The organism is Pseudomonas lini, assembly GCF_964063345.1.
Lineage (GTDB): Bacteria > Pseudomonadota > Gammaproteobacteria > Pseudomonadales > Pseudomonadaceae > Aquipseudomonas > Aquipseudomonas lini_B.
On sequence record NZ_OZ061318.1, the window covers coordinates 4085329 to 4099204 of the forward strand.

Below are 13876 nucleotides of genomic sequence, written 5' to 3' on the forward strand. Positions count from 1 at the left end.
GACAGGGCATTACACCCTGAAGTGACTCACCATCATCTGCAACTGATTACCCAACCGCGCCAGCTCAACACTGGACGCAGCGGTTTCGTCGCTGGCGGCGGCGGTCTGTTCGGACACGTCGCGTACGTTGATGATGCTGCGACTGATCTCTTCGGCCACTGCACTTTGTTGCTCGGCGGCGGCAGCGATCTGCTGGTTCATCGACTGGATGTTCGACACCGTGCGGGTGATGTTATCCAGTGACACGCCGGCCTTGCGGGTCAGCGCCACGCTGCTGTCGGTCAGGGCGCGGCTGTTGTTCATCACGGCCGACACTTGCTGGGTGCCGTTTTGCAGACCGGCCACCAGGCCTTCGATTTCTTCGGTGGATTTCTGCGTGCGCTGGGCCAGGCCGCGAACTTCGTCGGCCACCACGGCAAAACCACGACCGGCTTCACCGGCACGGGCTGCTTCGATGGCGGCGTTGAGGGCCAACAAGTTGGTCTGTTCGGCCACGGCCTTGATCACATCCATGACGCTGCCGATCTTGTCGCTTTCCTTCTGCAACACGCTCATGGCCTCGGTGGAGCGCGCCACTTCGCTGGCCAGGCGCTCGATCTGGGCGATGGCTTCGTTGACCACTTTATCGCCTTCGCGTGCTTCGCCGTCAGCGGCGGCTGCGGCCTGGGACGCTTCTTCAGCGTTGCGCGCGACTTCCTGCACCGTGGCAGTCATCTCGTGCATGGCGGTGGCCACCTGATCGGTCTCGATCTTCTGGCTGTTGACCCCGGCGCTGGTTTGCTCGGTCACCGCCGACAGTTCTTCGGCGGCGCTGGCGATCTGGGTGACGCCATCACGGATACCGCTGATCAAATCGCGCAGGGTCACGCCCATGCGCGCGATGCCTTGCTGCAACACGCCGAGTTCGTCGCGGCGGGTCACTTTGACGTCCTGGGACAAATCGCCGCTGGCGATGCGCTCGACCACGGCCAGGGTGTCGCGTAACGGGCCGGTGATCTGACGGGTGATGATCACGGCGGCAATGACGCCCACCAGCAACGCCAGCAACGTGCTGATCAGTTGCAGTGTGCGGGCCTGGGCGCTTTCGACGTCACGACGGTCAAGTTGGATCTGATACAGCTGATCGCTCAGGGTCACGATGGTCGCGCCTTGTTCGGTCATTTCCTTGCGCGCCTGCACCGCATCGGTATTGGCGGCTTTATACGCTTGCAAGGCGCTGCGGTAGTTGCTCAGCGCGGTTTCCAGCTGACGCAGAGCATCTTGCTGAGTCTCTGCAAAAAGCACGTTGAGCTGTTTCAGGCTGTCGATGGCCGTGTCCAGTTGGCCGACGGCTTTTTGCTCGGTCTCGGCGTTGGTGCTGGCGGTGTAGCCACGCACTTCGTAGCGAGCCAGGATGAACGCTTCCTTGGCCGAAGTGATCGCCTGGAATTGTTCGAAGCGTTGGTCGCTCAGGGGCATTTGCTGCACGCGGGTGTTGATCGCGTCGATCAACTTGCTGGCGGTTTCAGCATTGGCGCCCATGGCGTCGCGGGCGCTGTTACCGGTGCGGTAGGCGCTGCGCATTTTGTTCAGGGATATCTGGTAAGCGCTGATGGTCGCGCTCTGCTCTTTGAGCAGCTTGAGGTTTTCCGGGCTCTTGAAGCTCGACAGCAACGCTTGTTGCTGAGCGACGAAACTGTCGAGGGTGGACTGCACATTCTGTGCGGCAGTTTCATCGCCGTTGGTCAGCATGTATTGCAGGCGAACCACGCGCAGCTTGGTCAGGCCAGCGTTTAGCTGAGTGATGTCGCTCATCCAGTTGCTGCGGTCAATCAACCCGCCCAGGCTTGTCCAGCCGGTCAGGGCGAGGACGCAGGTCAGTGCCAGGACCAGGCCGAATCCCAGGCCCAGTTTCAGGTTCACGCTGATATTACCGAACCAGTTATTCATCAATATTCCTCCAGGAACGTTGTGTTTCTTGATCGTCGGTTGGCTGGAAGATTGTTGTTTTAAGAGCCAGCAAGGGTTAGCAGCTCTATATCGGCGGTAATGCCGAGAGCTGAAAGGATTTTGCTGGAGGGATTCTGTAACAAGATTTTTTGGCGGGTCTTAAGCTTTTTTTCACATGGGTTTCACCAGCTGCCGACGCGCGCCTCTTTACCCTCGCGTCATCGAATGACAATGGGTGCATGCCGGCGAGGCGGCTTGATGTGGAATTGAGACTGAGTCTGTTCGGGATAAAACGCTCGATTGATCTGAGTCGTTTGGCCCGTTATCGAAACGCCGCAGTCGTGCTGGTGTCTGCCTTGTTGGTTATTCCGTTGACGGTTTGGCTGTTGCGGCCCGCTGCTGTGCCGGACTTGGCCCATGGCAATGTAATGGGGGCCCGAGCGTTGGCGGTCGGTTGGGCCAAGGGCGACATGATCGTGCTGGTCCGTCACGTCGAGCGCTGCGATCACTCCTCCGCGGCCTGTCTGATCGGCAACGATGGCATTACGGATCGCTCGCGTAGCGTGGCAGTGCGTGTCGGTGCGCAGTTCGAGCATTTGGGCCTGGATCGGGCCGACATCTACAACAGCCCGGTGATGCGCACGGCGCAAACCGCCGGTTACATGTTCAACAAGGTCGGCGTTGGCGAAGACTGGTTGGTTCACTGTAGAGGCAGCATGTTGCGTGATGTCCTGGCGCACAAGGTGGCCGGACGCAACCTGATCCTGGTGACCCACAGCGAATGCATGTCGCAACTGGAACAAGACCTCAAGTTACCGACCGCCACCCTTGGCTACGGCGCCTCTCTGTTTATCTCCGCTGAAAAGCCTCAGGCACCGCGCATGCTCGGTTTCATCGAAGCCTCTGATTGGCATTCGGTGACCACCGAATGAGTTTCTTCATTATTCCTCTGGATCAGAACGTACGATGCTGACTGCTTCCCGTTACCGCTTTTATTGGGCGAACTTCGGTATTGCGCTGGCCTGCGCGGTCGTGGTGTTCCTGCTGTTTGACATGACCAAAATCGACATCGCCTTCAGCGATCTTTTTTATGATCCGGCCACACGGTTGTTTCCGTTGCAGCATGTCCATCTGTTCGAAAAAATCACTCACAAATGGGCGCGGATCATTCCGAACTGGACCGGTGAGGTCGCGATGATCGGCGCTTTGTTGTCGTTTCTCTGGCCGCGTCTGAAGATTGAAAAACATTCGAAGATCATCGCGTTCCTGGAAAAAATCAAAGTCGCACCGGTGCTTCGGTTCGCCAGTAAACACCGTCGGGACTTCCTCTATGTGGTGTTCGCGTTTTCCATCAGCACTGGCGTTATCCATTACCTCAAGGGCCACACCAGTGTGTATTGCCCAGTCGAGACGACTCAGTACGCCGGGAAAATCGAACACAAGGAGTGGTACCAGAATTTCGATCTGCTGAAAGTTGCCGGCGACGGTCGCTGCTGGCCGGGTGGACATGCGTCGGGCGGCTTCACCATGCTCGCGCTGTACTTCGTGGCGCGCCGCTATCGCTGGCGGTATTCCAAAGCGCTGATGTATGGCTCGCTGCTGCTCGGTTTCGTCTACGGCACGACGCGGGTTCTACAGGGTTGGCACTACATGTCCCACACTTTCTGGGCCGGAATCTTCGTGTGGCTGGCATGTTTGCTGACGGCGTTGGCGTTCTATGGACGGGCGCGGCTGGAGCTGCCAGTGCTGCAAAAGGTCGCGCTACCAGTCGTTGAGCCGTTTACAGGTTTACAAAGTAGTAAGCCTGACGTCCCACCTTCATTGTCTTGAGCACCTTCAAGGGGGCAGCGGGTTCATGTGCCCCGGCCATGAGTGCCACGTTGGACGGCGAAGCACGCAGAAACTCATGCAGTTGCGCCTCGGTATCCAGACCTTTGAGCACGCGCCGGGTGTAGAACACGCTGGCGCCGCCCACCCGTTCGTTCGCCTGAAACAAGGCGACCTGTTGCCCGCTGGCCTGCAACATCTGAATTTGCTCCGTCAGCGGCAGGAAGGACAGCTTGCGATCAGCCTTAGGCAATGCCCATTGCGCTGCGGCGAGGTAACCGCCGATCACCACGGCAAGTACGCCCATGGCAACACCGTGACGGTGTCGGGCAATGAGCCCCAGCCAGGTCGGGGCTTCGATGTGGGCTTTGAATCGTTCTAACAGCACGCTCGCATATTCAGCAGCCATCACCGCCGCCGCAGGCGTCATGGACATCAGGTACACCGTGCGCTTGCTCGACGCCAGGGTCAGCATGACGAACTGCGCCAGCAGCCACACCGTGAAGAACAACACGTAACGATTGGCCATCAAACTTTTGCGAAAATGCCACAGCCCCAGATACACCAGAATATTCCAGGGCAGGAAGGCCTCCGGCAGCTTGGCCAGGTAGTAGTAGAACGGTTCGTAATGCCCGGCCTCGACGAAGGAACCGCTGAAGCGCCCGATGCTGTTGGTCAGCAACACTTCCTCCACGGCATTCGCCCCTCCGCGCTGATACAGCACCGCGAGCCAGATCATCAGCGGCACCAATCCCAACAGAGTCAACACGCCGGGGCGCAGCCAGTCCGAGGGCTTCAGGCGCTTATCCATCAAGGTTTCGGTCAACAGATGCGCGAAGATCACCACCCCTGGCATCGCCAGCCCCAGTACGCCCTTGCTCAAGGTCGCGATGGCGATTCCTGAAGCAAACAGTAACGCGTTGCCGATGCTTGAGTGTCGCTGACTCTGAAAAAAACCTAGCAACACCATGGTCACACCAAGGGCCAGCAACGCGTCTTCACCGACGCCGCGCACGTTACTCCAGTAACTGGCCATGGTCGCCAGCAGTATCCCCGCCATCCAGGCAACTGCCTCGGGCCGGCCGAACCGCCGCAGCATCGCGTACAACAGCATCACGCTGAACAGCCCGGCAAACGCCGACGCCAGCCGCACCGCCCATGGCGTACCGCCAAATGCGCGAATCGCCCCGGTATCGAGCCACAAACTCAAGGGCGGCTTTTCAAGAAACGGTTCGCCGAACAAACGAGGCGTCACCCAGTCGTTATCCAGGTGCATCTGCATGGCAATCCCGGCAACCCGGGCCTCGGTGGAGCCTTGTAATTGGTGATTGCCCAACGCGAAGAAAAACAACAGAGCGGCGAGCAGAAACAGTGAAGAGGCGGTACGTGACATGAGTTTCTGGCTACCGAGCGGGGGACCGGGAAGCTTGAGCATATCGAGGGAATGCTTAACGAAGGGTGAACAGCCTCGCGTTGTTATCGGGCGCGGTGTGCGGAGCAGGATTCGTGTTTGTACCGCTGAAGCATCCGGGGCCGAGTGCCGGTCACGCGAAATGACCGCTAAAAAACGACAGACAAAAAAAAGCCCGCGGGAGGCGGGCAAACCGTAGTTTCTTGAATGAGCGAGAGGAATGTACAGGTTGGAGAGAGGCGGTGGGGTGAAGAAAAATTCATGTGGATGGAAGGCTTCTCCGTGTTGCTCACTGCCGAAGAGGCGCTGAAAAAATCATTGCTTTGCGAGGTGACTCAACAGTAAGTTACACAAAGTGAAACTTTCTGTAGAGCCATGGGTATGCACTCACACTCAAAATCCACCCAGCCAATGGGGCGCCTTCTCCGGAAACTGACCCAGTTGGCCAGTGACGAGCGCTATCTGTTCACCCCGGACGATCTCAGGGCGTTGGTGCCCGACATTTCTGAAGGCGCGTACAAAACCTTGTTGAGTCGTGCGGCCTCGGAAGGTTATTTGGCGCGAGTGTGCCGAGGGCTTTACCTGTTTGAAGCGACCATGCCGTCCAGCGGACTGGTGCTGTTTCATGCCGCCGCCAGGCTGCGTGCCATGCAGTTCAACTACATCAGCCTTGAAACAGCATTGAGTGATTGTGGTGTCATCTCGCAGATTCCCATCAACTGGATCACGCTGATGTCTTCCGGGCGCAGCAGCACTCTTTCATGCGGACGTTGGGGCACTATCGAATTTGTGCACACCCGCCAGAAACCTCAGGATCTGGTCGGTCAGCTCCACTATGACGCACGTTGCCGTCTATGGCGGGCAACACCACAACAGGCATTGCGAGACATGAAGGCGGCGAAACGAAATATGGACTTGATCGATTGGAGCGTTGCCAATGAGTTTGTTTGATGAACTGGTAGATGAGGCACTAAAAAACAAGCAGGATCTGGCGCCATTGCGGGTCGTGGTAGAAAAGGAATTGCTGCACCACGACATCATGTTGGCGCTGAGTTCTGCTGGCATGCTCGCTAAACTGACCTTTATTGGCGGTACCTGTTTGCGTGCTTGCTACGGTTCTAACCGTTTGAGTGAGGACCTGGATTTCACCGGTGGTGCAGATTTCAATCGCGAGAGCCTGACCGAGCTTGCCCATGTATTGGTCACCACACTAAAAACCAAATATGGCCTTGAAGTTGAGGTCGGTGAGCCTGTTCGTGAGGAAGGGAATGTCGACACCTGGAAACTGAAGGTTCAAACCAGACCAGGGCGCAAAGACTTGCCGGCACAGCGCATCAATATCGACGTGTGCTCCATCCCGAGCTATCAGCCACAGCCAATGCAGTTGCTTAATCCTTATGGTGTCGAAATGGGCACAAGCGGTCTGACCTTGCAGGCTGAGACACGCGAAGAAATCTATGCGGACAAGATCGTAGCGTTTGCTCTGCGCCCTAACCGAATCAAGAATCGTGATCTTTGGGACATGGTTTGGCTACGTCAGCAAGGCATAACACCGCAACTGGATCTGATTGCGAAAAAACTGGGCGATCATCACTGCGAACAGGACGAGTTCTTGAGATTGTTCAAGAAGCGTTCAACGCTGCTAGGTACCGATCCGAAAGTAGCCACTGAATTTCGCAAGGAAATGAGTCGGTTCCTGCCGGGGGAGTTGGTAAGTCAAACCGTTAATGAACCGGCGTTTTGGGCGTTTCTGGTTGGACATGTACGTGATTTGTATGTGGCTACAAATAAAGCGCTGAGCGGCCAAGAGAGTGTTCAGAGTTTTGGCTTCAAGATGTGAAACCGAAGGACAATCGATAGCAGTCGTAAAAATGGGCAACCTCAATGAGGTCGCCCATTTTGCTTTTCTACGCCGAAATCTGTGTCTGTGACCGTCGCATGCATCGATCCATGACAAAACCTCCATTCGATCAACGAGCGCGATCACTCAGTGAAAGACGGGAGGTTTGCCCACGGTCACCGACCCGTTCGGATCAAGGTTATCCTTCGCTCGGTTGACCAAAAGTTCGGTCAACACCGTCAACTGATGAAGAGCCAGCGCCACATTGTGCTGCGAGCCTTCGAGTTGATTGGCAAAGTCCAAAGTCATGACGTTGAGCGACGCCAGGGTTTCGCTGGCATGAGCGAGCAGGGTGGTCGTATCGACGTCGGGGCGGACGCTGAAGATGTTTCTGTTCAGGTTGCGCCGGCGGGCGCTGACGGCGCGTTCGGTGGCTTGGGGAAGTTGGGTTGGGTCGAGGGTTTCAGGCTCTGAAGTGGCCGGATTTTCAACTAAATGCAGGGTGATTTTTTTCATAAGGGCGTTCCATGGGGTTAGGGATCCTTACGCTGTTTCGGCTTGTGAAAACCGTCCGCAGGGTTTGTAGCGAAGAATGAAGACTATCTTCCGGAAACCTTGTTCGCCAGTTCATGGAAGCCGCTACGGGTTGCGGGAAATTTCCCAGGATGACGTGGCTCTAATCTGTCAGAGAAACTCTTTTTAGCTACGTTCAGCCCGCATGACCCGGAGCGCCCATCGTAAGCGTCCGGCGAAGACACCTACCCTGATGCAGTATCCAGGGCAATGGTGTCCTCTGCGGCATTACCTCAAAACTATTTCTGATCTATTCGAGTTGGTAATTCAACCAAATATGGTGCGTGCCATCGGTGTCGATCTTGATCCCTCCTGATCCCGAGATCCCTCTCAAATCATCTGTACCACTGCCTCCGACTATGCAGAAAAACTCATCTGCCCGATCAGTGCCGGTTGTGGAGGCAGAGTGGATGAAATTGAAGGCGCCTTCTTTCCCATTCACCGCACCTTTGAAGCTCTCAATTGCGATGTAACTGCCTGTCCTGGTCGTCTGGTCGAATGCCGCAGTAAAAACTGTTGAAGAAACACCGTCGATAGCACCCGAGTAGCATTTCTCCATGGTGCTGATAGACACTGGCAAGGAGGTAGTAATCTCGGGGGTTGGGCTCAGACCTGTTGGTTTGAAATTCTTAGTAGAAAAAGTGGCTAACGCTTCCATTCACATCCGTCTCTATCCAAAGAGTGAAGTTCTCATTCTACTCCACAGCACAGCACGCATGGAGCCAAAACGCTCTGTGGAGCTAAGCCTATTTCCATCTATGCGGCAGCAACTCCGTAAGCGCCCGGCCAACCACCCTCCTGAATCCAAACCTCAATGAAGCACAAACTAGCGCCCCCAGCGTTGGGATTAAATGGTTAGGTCAATGCATCACCAGTTCATAATCATCGGCAACTCTGGACGGAAATCGTGTGTATGGCCGCTTGCACCATGATCGATTTCCAATACGACCAGATGCTCATCACCATGAACAATTTCAAATCCTTTCAGCTGGTTTGCGCAGTTGGCTGGGGTAGAAAAAGCCTGGCTGTTGGGAGTGGTAACTCGCACAGATGTAATGTCACGAAAGCCGTTGGGATGTTCAAACGGCTGCGTTCGCTCAATCGGAGCCTCATCTGGTCTCTTGGCAAACGAAAGAAAAAACCACATCGGTTCGGATATAGGCGCATGTCCCACGTCGACTTTCAGGGCAGCTGGTAAGTAAACAGGTCGATACTCCCAGACCGGAAATATTGGTTTCTCGCCTTCGGTGGATGGTCTGAAGCAAATTCCAAAGGGCGAGGCGACTCCATCTGTGCACTTGAGGCGGTCAAAGAGTTGGGTTGGCGCTGTTAACTGACTTTGAGCTTCTAACTCGTCGGTGAGATGTAAAAGCTCAATGAATGAGTTTCGGAAGAAGAACCTTCTATTGGCAGTGCCTTGGCCGGGGTGTACGTTTGGCGTCCCTTCAGCAAGCCCGAGGGCTTTCAGAGCATCAGCGTCTATACCGTCATCATTCACACAAATAAAAATGTGATCTATTTCCATCGTTAATTCCCTTTAATCATGGTCATGATCCATATGCTTACCTGAAAGACGTTCTCACGCGCCTGCCGACGCAGTGGGCGAGTGAAGTTGCTGACCTGTTGCCGAATAATTGGGCAATCAAATCACACTTGAAGCGCTTGAGCAGCACGAACTCGTGGGCCAGTTTCTCGTTGACCGACTTGTGATGGGTAATTTGCTTGTCCATCGTCTCGACGCGTTGGATCAACTGCGCCGCCAAGGCACGCAGTTGTTCAGGGTTTAGTTGGTCGAGATTGGGAAGCGAAGTCATTCCGCCGATTTTGCCAGAGCAGGCCAATACCAGCGATAGACTCATCGGACAATTGCACGGCCAGGCAGGTCATGGCAGGCGTCACACGATAGAAATCGCGACGCCTGGCCCGACTCTTTGCCAGGGTAGCCCGAGCACAAGGACGTGCAACTGCTCAGCGCTCAATTCCACGTGAGCGCCGTGCCGAGAGCCCGGCCAGAAAAACTTGCCTTGATGCAGGCGGCGGGCCGCCAGCCAAATACCCAACCCGTCGTGCACCAACACTTTGATGCGCGTGGCGCGACGATTGGCAAATAGATAAGCACAGTGCGGCTGCGTCAAATTGAAGTGCACACCATGTCTTGGCTTAGCAGAGCGGGCTAGATGCTTTTGCCGGACGCATACCGACCATCACTCTTCGAGGCAGGGCTATCACCGTGCCTTAACCCTGATTCATCCGATAGGCCGTCGCGCTCCAGTACCGGTTGCCATTGCTTTTATGGCGAGTCCATCCGGCAGCCTCCAATCGCTTGGCGATCATTCGATTCATGAATCCATGACCGAGCAGGAGAACTGGCCCTTCGCTGGCAAGCGATTGAAGTTGTTGAGCGGCCGTATTGGCCCGTATTTTAGCCTTGCGGGCAGACTCGACCGTCCCTGAGAAACCGCACAACCATAGGATTCGAAGAATAAATGCCCACGTAAACGGTGAAAGGCGCGGCCGTGTCCATCGCCCATAGGGCAACTGCGCCTCGCAGAAGATCTCATCTACAAGGCTGGGCTGCAGGCCCAGCGCCCGAACGGATGTCAACGCCCGAGGCGCAGTACTCGACACGATCACTTTGGCGGTAGCGGCCACCTCCACACTCGCCTCAGGGGCGAGCTGGTTGATGATTTCGGACAGGTCGTATTGTTCGATCCAGTGTTTCATATCGACTGATGAAATCTTGTCGATCACAGCCAGATTCGGCTGGCCATGACGCATTAAGATAATTTCCCTTTCCATTGTAATTACGTCCTTGTCTGCGGCCCCGCGAGTGCAAAGGATGCACGCTTGCGGGTATTTGGAGGGGGATGATCATGCCTGAATAATAAACCTGAAGCATTGATCAGCATCCAGATTTTATCCCCGGCGAGCGGTGCACTTGCCTCTGCGAAATAGCTGTCGACTCAACGGTATGGTCACGCTGCCGTCCATCTCAGTCGCTCAGTGTGAGTGCCTGTGATGGATATCGGGAAAGTGCGGATGACTGTGTTGGATGGGAGCGTGGTCATGTAAATGGCTATGAGGTTGAGTACCGTCCCACTCAAAGGCATGTTCATGTTGATGGTGCTCATCGTGAATATGCGGATGGTCATGCGTTTGCGGATCGTGTTGGTGTTCGTGAGAATGGCTCTCGGTAAGGTGTATCCAGACACCCAACCCCATCAGGCCTGCCGCAATCCAAAACACCCATGTCACTGCTTCGCCTAAAAACAGGATTGAAATAGCGGCCCCCAAGAACGGTGCAGTAGAGAAGTAAGCACCTGTGCGTGCTGTTCCAAGCCCCCGCAAAGCTAGAACGAATAGCACCAGGCTAACGCCGTAGCCTAAAAATCCTACGAGTAGCGTTGGCCCTAGCAGAGCCAAATCAGGGAGATGCATTCCAAGAGCAATCCCTAAAACACAGTTCACGCCCCCGGCGACCAATCCTTTGATGCCTGCAATGAACAATGCGTCCGATGCGGAAACCTTCCGGGTCAGGTTGTTATCGATGGCCCAACAAAAACATGCAATCGCCACTGCGACCGGACCAACCCAACCATGGATCTGCTCGGAAGTTTGAGGCCAACCCAAGAGCACGCCACCCGCCACTATTGCGATCATTCCGACGACGATCCGCCGGTCGGCGTTCTCCTTGAAAACCATCCAGGCAAGCAGGGCGGTTAACACCGCCTCAAGGTTTAGCAATAGCGAAGCAGTGGTACCCGATGTGAGGGTAAGGCCGAACATTAGAGACACCGGCCCCAGCACTCCGCCGAACGCGATAGCGCCAATGAGCCATGGCCATTCGGAGGTTGTTAAGCCGACAGGCTGCCAACCGCGATCACGGATCAGCCTGGTGATTGTGAGACCCAAGCCGCTTCCCAGGTAAAGCAAACCGGCGAGCAAGACTGGGGAGACGTTCAGCCCCAGGACCTTGGCTAGCGGTGTGCTGGCACCAAAGAGGGCTGCAGCGCCCAAGGCGTATAAGACGCTTTTGGTCATCGTCTGTTCCGTAGCAAAAGGCATTGTTGAGAAACACGATACCCGTCACGCATGGATAGTGCATTGAATCGCAGCGGGTGCGCTAAAAAATGGCGGGGCCCCTGAAGAATACCTGAGCGCGCGGGGACATTCGCAACATTCCAAATCCACAAAAAAGGCACCTGCGATAGGCTCGTCAGGTGCCTTTCTGCGTTGGGTGCGCGGCAACGATTTTCTATGCCGGGTTCGTTAAGACGCTGAAACCTGCATCTGCAATCGCCGCCCAACTACATCCAGCAAATCGCAACCATCGCGCAACGAAGTCACCAACACCCGCGCCAGCTCACTGTGAACGCCTTCGCTTACGGCGAAGCTCTCCAGCAATTGAGTCGCGGTGCGGATGCGGTAGGCCGCTGTTTCATGCAGCACATCCAACGGTGCTTCGGTGTCGATCAGCAGCGACGCAATGGTGCAGTCGATGCCGGTGACCGGCATGTATCGATCCATGACAAAACCTCCATTCGATCAACGAGCGTGATCACTTAGTGGCAGACGGGCGTGACCGCAGGCGTGGGCGAATCGAGGTTATCCAGTGCTCGATTGATCAACATCTCGGCCAGCACGGCCAATTGCTGAATCGCCAATGCCACGTTGCGATGCGAGCCTTCGAGCTGGTCGGCCAGGTCGGTGGTCATGACGTTCATGGAGGCCAGGGTTTCGCTGGCGTGGCCGAGCAGGGTGGGTGTGTCGACGTCGGGGAGAATGGTGAAAACATGACTCACGGGATCGGGCTGTTTCGGGTCGCGCAAGCGGGCGCTGACGGCGCGTTGGGTGGCTTTGGAGAGTTGGGTCAGGTCGAGGTCTTCCGACTCTGAAAGGGCTGGGTTTTCAAGTGGGTTGGTCTTTTTCATGCAGGAACTCCGAAAGGTTAGGGATCCCTACGCTTTTCGGCCTGTCAAAACCGTCCGCCGAGTTGCAGCGAAGATGGAAGGTTATCTTCTTGGATCGTTACTCGCCAGTTCATGGAGTTCGCCACGACTTGAGGGAAATTTCCTAGGACGTAAAGCTGCAATTAAGGTCTAGGTTGGGAAGGCAAATCGGGAGAGGCGGACGCAGGCGTTATTGAGCGACATCGAAGTGAGTACCGTGCTTTACCGTCCGGCCGTCCCTTCGCTATGCGGCCACCATGGTGAAGCCACCAACATGGGACTTGAAGACCAAGCCGACGCTGGAGCTTGGGCACCCCCGTCTTTTTCAAGGATGTGCCGTGAGTCCCGCCGCAATGAAGATGGCCCTGAAAGGGGATGTCGAGCGTATACGGGAACTAAAAAGCCCGGCATCTGGCCGGGCTTCTCTTTGATTCTATACAGGTCTATTAGGCTTGCTTCGCCTCGGCCTGCATCATCACGAGGTTTTGTTGCTTGGTCGCCTCGGTCAGAACCTCACTGTAAACGCGCTTTTTTTGCTCCGACTTCGCGTTACGAATAAAGTCGGCAAATGGGCTTTTAGCGCCCTTGGTAAGGCCTAGCTTAATCGAAATCATGAATGCGCTCCTGATGGTAACCCGAGCTCGGCCTCTAGATCGGCCCGCGTGTGGCGCTCAGGTATATGGTAGTCAATTTTATCGACACCAGCTTTGTAAAGTCGTCCCGAGTTGTCGATATGCTTGAGCAGTAGATCCACGTGGACATCGCCGCCGTACTCTAGCTTAAGTGTATTCACAACGTCACGCGCCGCGAAATACTGATCGATGAAATGCTCCTTGCGAATCCTTCTACCCTCTGCCTCCTCTCGAGCTTTGACAAAGCCCCATGCAAGATGAGGGTTCTGATAGACGTACAAGATTTGTACAAATCTGCCCTTTTTCAAGGACCGTTCGACATTTCTTCTGGCTACATCGATGTTGGAGAATGTCCCGTCGAGAAGAAAAGACTGTCTCTGATCGATAGCAAAGTCGAGAATCTTTTCAACCAGGATCGAAACACCACCCTGAAAAAGCCAAGAGTTTCTACCCGAGTATTCAGAAAATTCGTTTCGAAGCTCGTCTGGATCAATCCTTAGAATCTTCGTGTCAGCGAAAAGGTTCACAAGCGCGATTGAGGCTTCAGTTTTACCTGCCCCTGGGGAGCCGGCCATAAACACTGACACGGGAGCTTCCTCTGGCGGATAAATGGTTTTGTCAGTCCGGCGCTTGGCGATTGCTTTCTTGTGTGCGCGAGCGAAGCTGACTGCTTTAGCCGAAGTCTCTAGCTCTTCGGGTGTCATTACTTGCCTTG

Annotated in this window: 16 protein-coding genes and 2 pseudogenes; 5 read left to right on the forward strand and 13 right to left on the reverse strand. The window is 55.4% G+C overall.

Annotated features, from left to right (window positions below; all coding sequences use genetic code 11):
- Nucleotides 1–9: 9 nt before the first annotated feature.
- Nucleotides 10–1929, reverse strand: coding sequence for a methyl-accepting chemotaxis protein (locus AB3226_RS18370; RefSeq protein ID WP_367374092.1), 1920 nt, complete (start codon nucleotides 1927–1929; stop codon nucleotides 10–12).
- 260 nt (nucleotides 1930–2189) lie between these two features.
- Here AB3226_RS18370 and AB3226_RS18375 point away from each other — a divergent pair, with 260 nt between their 5' ends.
- Both AB3226_RS18375 and AB3226_RS18380 read left to right on the forward strand, forming a co-directional pair.
- Entirely contained in the window at nucleotides 2190–2861 is a 672-nt protein-coding gene (locus tag AB3226_RS18375; protein WP_367374093.1) for a histidine phosphatase family protein, read from the forward strand.
- A 34-nt stretch (nucleotides 2862–2895) separates the two neighbouring features.
- On the forward strand, nucleotides 2896–3759 hold the full coding sequence (locus AB3226_RS18380) for a phosphatase PAP2 family protein (protein ID WP_367374094.1): 864 nt from the start codon (nucleotides 2896–2898) through the stop codon (nucleotides 3757–3759).
- On the opposite strand, the gene AB3226_RS18385 is transcribed toward AB3226_RS18380, so the two are convergent.
- A complete protein-coding gene (locus AB3226_RS18385) occupies nucleotides 3710–5149 on the reverse strand; it encodes an ArnT family glycosyltransferase (RefSeq protein WP_367374095.1) in 1440 nt (479 codons plus the stop codon). The two genes, AB3226_RS18380 and AB3226_RS18385, sit on opposite strands and share 50 nt — an antisense overlap.
- A 459-nt stretch (nucleotides 5150–5608) precedes the next feature.
- Here AB3226_RS18385 and AB3226_RS18390 point away from each other — a divergent pair, with 459 nt between their 5' ends.
- Together AB3226_RS18390 and AB3226_RS18395 are read left to right on the forward strand one after the other, a co-directional pair.
- Nucleotides 5609–6118 carry a type IV toxin-antitoxin system AbiEi family antitoxin gene (locus tag AB3226_RS18390; RefSeq protein WP_367374096.1) on the forward strand — a complete coding sequence of 170 codons (510 nt, stop codon included), beginning with the start codon at nucleotides 5609–5611 and terminating at the stop codon, nucleotides 6116–6118.
- A complete protein-coding gene (locus AB3226_RS18395; RefSeq protein WP_367374097.1) occupies nucleotides 6105–7007 on the forward strand; it encodes a nucleotidyl transferase AbiEii/AbiGii toxin family protein in 903 nt (300 codons plus the stop codon). The genes AB3226_RS18390 and AB3226_RS18395 overlap by 14 nt, the downstream gene beginning before the upstream one ends.
- A 147-nt stretch (nucleotides 7008–7154) precedes the next feature.
- Here AB3226_RS18395 and AB3226_RS18400 read toward each other — a convergent pair whose 3' ends face one another.
- The 3 genes from AB3226_RS18400 to AB3226_RS18410 all read right to left on the reverse strand — a co-directional run bounded on the left by AB3226_RS18400 (nucleotide 7155) and on the right by AB3226_RS18410 (nucleotide 9105).
- Complete coding sequence (locus tag AB3226_RS18400; RefSeq protein WP_367374098.1) at nucleotides 7155–7523, reverse strand: DUF6124 family protein; 369 nt, start codon at nucleotides 7521–7523, stop codon at nucleotides 7155–7157.
- A 307-nt stretch (nucleotides 7524–7830) separates the two neighbouring features.
- Nucleotides 7831–8238: a DUF3224 domain-containing protein gene (locus AB3226_RS18405; RefSeq protein ID WP_367374099.1), complete on the reverse strand. Its 408-nt coding sequence runs from the start codon at nucleotides 8236–8238 to the stop codon at nucleotides 7831–7833.
- A 210-nt stretch (nucleotides 8239–8448) separates the two neighbouring features.
- Nucleotides 8449–9105, reverse strand: coding sequence for a VOC family protein (locus AB3226_RS18410; RefSeq protein WP_367374100.1), 657 nt, complete (start codon nucleotides 9103–9105; stop codon nucleotides 8449–8451).
- Between the two features lie 17 nt (nucleotides 9106–9122).
- Between AB3226_RS18410 and AB3226_RS18415 the strand changes: the two are divergent.
- Nucleotides 9123–9290: pseudogene (locus tag AB3226_RS18415) on the forward strand (transposase domain-containing protein); the annotation flags it as partial.
- Here AB3226_RS18415 and AB3226_RS18420 read toward each other — a convergent pair.
- The 8 genes and pseudogenes from AB3226_RS18420 to AB3226_RS18455 form a co-directional block, all read right to left on the reverse strand.
- A pseudogene (locus tag AB3226_RS18420) lies at nucleotides 9233–9394 on the reverse strand (IS66 family transposase); the annotation flags it as partial. The pseudogenes AB3226_RS18415 and AB3226_RS18420 overlap by 58 nt on opposite strands.
- Nucleotides 9395–9475: 81 nt before the next feature.
- Entirely contained in the window at nucleotides 9476–9727 is a 252-nt protein-coding gene (tnpB, locus tag AB3226_RS18425) for an IS66 family insertion sequence element accessory protein TnpB (protein WP_367374101.1), read from the reverse strand.
- A gap of 88 nt (nucleotides 9728–9815) precedes the next feature.
- Nucleotides 9816–10379 carry a histidine phosphatase family protein gene (locus AB3226_RS18430; RefSeq protein WP_367374102.1) on the reverse strand — a complete coding sequence of 188 codons (564 nt, stop codon included), beginning with the start codon at nucleotides 10377–10379 and terminating at the stop codon, nucleotides 9816–9818.
- A 201-nt stretch (nucleotides 10380–10580) separates the two neighbouring features.
- Entirely contained in the window at nucleotides 10581–11621 is a 1041-nt protein-coding gene (locus tag AB3226_RS18435; RefSeq protein WP_367374103.1) for an EamA family transporter, read from the reverse strand.
- A 228-nt stretch (nucleotides 11622–11849) separates the two neighbouring features.
- Nucleotides 11850–12107, reverse strand: coding sequence for a hypothetical protein (locus AB3226_RS18440; protein WP_367374104.1), 258 nt, complete (start codon nucleotides 12105–12107; stop codon nucleotides 11850–11852).
- Between the two features lie 35 nt (nucleotides 12108–12142).
- Entirely contained in the window at nucleotides 12143–12511 is a 369-nt protein-coding gene (locus AB3226_RS18445) for a DUF6124 family protein (protein ID WP_367374105.1), read from the reverse strand.
- A 464-nt stretch (nucleotides 12512–12975) separates the two neighbouring features.
- Nucleotides 12976–13143, reverse strand: coding sequence for a hypothetical protein (locus tag AB3226_RS18450; RefSeq protein ID WP_181150620.1), 168 nt, complete (start codon nucleotides 13141–13143; stop codon nucleotides 12976–12978).
- Nucleotides 13140–13865, reverse strand: coding sequence for a zeta toxin family protein (locus tag AB3226_RS18455; RefSeq protein ID WP_367375814.1), 726 nt, complete (start codon nucleotides 13863–13865; stop codon nucleotides 13140–13142). Before AB3226_RS18455 ends, AB3226_RS18450 begins: the two co-directional genes overlap by 4 nt.
- Between the last annotated feature and the right edge of the window lie 11 nt (nucleotides 13866–13876).

Coding starts and splice junctions, on each gene's coding strand:
- AB3226_RS18370 (WP_367374092.1), bottom strand. CDS start 1,929: ATGAATAACTGGTTCGGTAATATCAGCGTGAACCTGAAACTGGGCCTG.
- AB3226_RS18380 (WP_367374094.1), top strand. CDS start 2,896: ATGCTGACTGCTTCCCGTTACCGCTTTTATTGGGCGAACTTCGGTATT.
- AB3226_RS18385 (WP_367374095.1), bottom strand. CDS start 5,149: ATGTCACGTACCGCCTCTTCACTGTTTCTGCTCGCCGCTCTGTTGTTT.
- AB3226_RS18395 (WP_367374097.1), top strand. CDS start 6,105: ATGAGTTTGTTTGATGAACTGGTAGATGAGGCACTAAAAAACAAGCAG.
- AB3226_RS18400 (WP_367374098.1), bottom strand. CDS start 7,523: ATGAAAAAAATCACCCTGCATTTAGTTGAAAATCCGGCCACTTCAGAG.
- AB3226_RS18405 (WP_367374099.1), bottom strand. CDS start 8,238: ATGGAAGCGTTAGCCACTTTTTCTACTAAGAATTTCAAACCAACAGGT.
- AB3226_RS18410 (WP_367374100.1), bottom strand. CDS start 9,105: ATGGAAATAGATCACATTTTTATTTGTGTGAATGATGACGGTATAGAC.
- AB3226_RS18430 (WP_367374102.1), bottom strand. CDS start 10,379: ATGGAAAGGGAAATTATCTTAATGCGTCATGGCCAGCCGAATCTGGCT.
- AB3226_RS18435 (WP_367374103.1), bottom strand. CDS start 11,621: ATGACCAAAAGCGTCTTATACGCCTTGGGCGCTGCAGCCCTCTTTGGT.
- AB3226_RS18440 (WP_367374104.1), bottom strand. CDS start 12,107: ATGGATCGATACATGCCGGTCACCGGCATCGACTGCACCATTGCGTCG.
- AB3226_RS18445 (WP_367374105.1), bottom strand. CDS start 12,511: ATGAAAAAGACCAACCCACTTGAAAACCCAGCCCTTTCAGAGTCGGAA.
- AB3226_RS18450 (WP_181150620.1), bottom strand. CDS start 13,143: ATGATTTCGATTAAGCTAGGCCTTACCAAGGGCGCTAAAAGCCCATTT.
- AB3226_RS18455 (WP_367375814.1), bottom strand. CDS start 13,865: ATGACACCCGAAGAGCTAGAGACTTCGGCTAAAGCAGTCAGCTTCGCT.